Annotated in this window: 2 protein-coding genes; one reads left to right on the top strand and one right to left on the bottom strand. The window is 65.7% G+C overall.

Features of this window, described 5'->3' with window-relative positions:
• Nucleotides 1-110 precede the first annotated feature (110 nt).
• A complete protein-coding gene (locus tag EB75_RS01625; RefSeq protein ID WP_052545499.1) occupies nt 111-1,433 on the top strand; it encodes an ISL3 family transposase in 1,323 nt (440 codons plus the stop codon).
• A gap of 7 nt (nt 1,434-1,440) precedes the next feature.
• Here EB75_RS01625 and EB75_RS01620 read toward each other — a convergent pair whose 3' ends face one another.
• Nucleotides 1,441-2,142 (bottom strand): plasmid pRiA4b ORF-3 family protein, encoded by a 702-nt coding sequence (locus tag EB75_RS01620; protein ID WP_052543539.1) that lies wholly within the window; start codon nt 2,140-2,142, stop codon nt 1,441-1,443.
• Between the last annotated feature and the right edge of the window lie 114 nt (nt 2,143-2,256).

Raw genomic sequence — 2,256 nt, 5'->3', positions numbered from 1 at the left:
GGCTCTTCACAGATGAGGGTGTAGAGGTGGTTGGCGCGTCGTTGCCGGGATAGAGGTCGAGGTCTCTCGAAAATGAGGGTTCCTACACTCCTCATCCGAAAGACCTCGACGTGCCTGACGCTACCGGTCGGGCGGGCTTCGCCTGCGCTGACCTGACGACTTTCTGCCGCCTCGACGAACTTGGGCTGCAGGTGACCGGACAACGCCTTGAGCCCGGCCGTGCTGTGCTGGCGTGCCGGGTGACCGACGAGGACCGGTGGTGTCGTCGCTGCGGCGAAGAAGGCATCCCACGCGACAGCCTCACCCGTACTCTGGCCCATGAGCCGTTCGGGTGGCGCCCCACCACACTGCTGGTGACCATCCGTCGCTACCGGTGCGCCGGCTGCGCCCACGTGTGGCGACAAGACACCACCAGGATGGCCGAACCACGTGCCAAGCTGTCGCGGCGTGCTCTGCGGTGGGCGCTGGAAGCCATTGTCTGCCAGCATCTATCCGTGGCTCGCATCGCCGAAGCGCTCGCGGTGTCGTGGAACACCGCCAACAACGCGGTGCTGGCAGAAGGCCGACGGGTGCTGATCGCCGATCCGGCCCGTTTCGACGGCGTGGCGGTGATCGGCGTCGATGAGCACGTCTGGCGGCACACCCGTCGCGGTGACAGGTACGTCACCGTCATCATCGATCTCACCCCTGTGCGTGACGGGACCGGTCCGGCTCGGCTGCTCGACATGGTCGAGGGTCGCTCAAAAAAGGCGTTTCAGGACTGGTTGGCCGAGCGGCCGCAGGACTGGCGTGACGGCGTGGACGTTGTTGCTATGGATGGCTTCTCCGGGTTCAAGACCGCTACCGCCGAGGAACTGCCCGAGGCGGCGACGGTGATGGACCCTTTCCACGTGGTGCGCCTGGCTGGCAACGCCCTCGATGAGTGCCGCCGCCGGGTGCAGCTGGCGACATGTGGGCACCGCGGCCGCAAGTCCGACCCGCTCTACACCTGCCGACGCACCCTGCACACCGGTGCCGATCTGCTCACCGACCGCCAGCGCACCCGGCTGGCCGCCTTGTTCGCCGCCGACGCCCACGCAGAAGTCGAGGCCACCTGGCAGATGTATCAGCGCACCGTGGCCGCGTATCGTGAACCCGACCGCACGAAAGGCCGCACGATGATGGCGGCGCTGATCACCACGCTGAGCACCGGCGTTCCCAAGCCGCTGACCGAACTGATCACCCTGGGACGGACCCTGAAGAAGCGTGCCGCCGACGTGCTGGCCTACTTCGACCGCCCCGGCACCTCCAACGGGCCCACCGAAGCGATCAACGGCCGCCTCGAACACCTGCGCGGATCCGCGCTGGGCTTCCGCAACCTCACCAACTACATCGCCCGGTCACTGCTCGAGACCGGAGGCTTCCGAACTCAGCTCCTTGCACCTCGGCAGTGAAGAGTCCTCAACGCATATTCGACGCGGCCAGAGCGTCATTGGTCTCGGTCACCGAGAAACGATCGGGGTGCCAGCCTCGGGGCAGCCAGTCGCGCATCTCCTGCGCACCCAGCCCCATCGGTGTTGCCCGCGGGTCGTACCCGCCACGAACCCACGCAGCCAATTCCTCATAGCCGCCCAAGCCACCACAATCCTCCGGCGGGCAGGCCATCTTGCCCGCCAGGCACACCGGAGCCGAAGGTGGATCATCGAGAACGTCTTCGACCACCAGCACGTGCTCCCATCCGTCGCCGAAGTCGTAGTCATAGAACAACCGGTCGCCCTTACCGGAGACCACCTGATCCAGGCGCACACCGTCCTCGACGAGACCGTCGTCGCCTTCGCTGAGATCAAATCTGGTGACGAAGTAGGCACGGGTACGCCGGTCCGCCCCGACACCGAACTTATGCAGATGACCGTCCTGCCAGCCCATCGCAACCTGCAGCACGTCATGCAGCTCATCGAGCACGAGGTCACCCGGCAGGACCAGACGACGCCAGATCGGCGGCTTGGCGTACATCAGGTCGACCCGCACCCGGAAACCCCGCACACGCTCCGGCACAGCTCCCACCTCGGGTGTCGGTTCATCGAACACTCCCGCGAACAAATCCCGGCCAGCATCGGCCATCAGCTGTTGCAGCATCGACAGGTCCACACCACCCCCGGACACCGCGCTCTTCCTCTTACTCTTCCGCTTCTCCTCCGGCACACACCCAGCCAACCAGACACCCCAATCACAGGCCGACAGCAGCTGACCGTTCTACACCCTCAATCATGAAGAGCC

Origin of the sequence: Mycobacterium sp. ST-F2 (assembly GCF_001905655.1) — a bacterium.
Lineage (GTDB): Bacteria > Actinomycetota > Actinomycetes > Mycobacteriales > Mycobacteriaceae > Mycobacterium.
The sequence above is the reverse complement of the archived record's forward strand: the minus strand, read 5'-3'. Positions and strand labels throughout refer to the sequence as shown.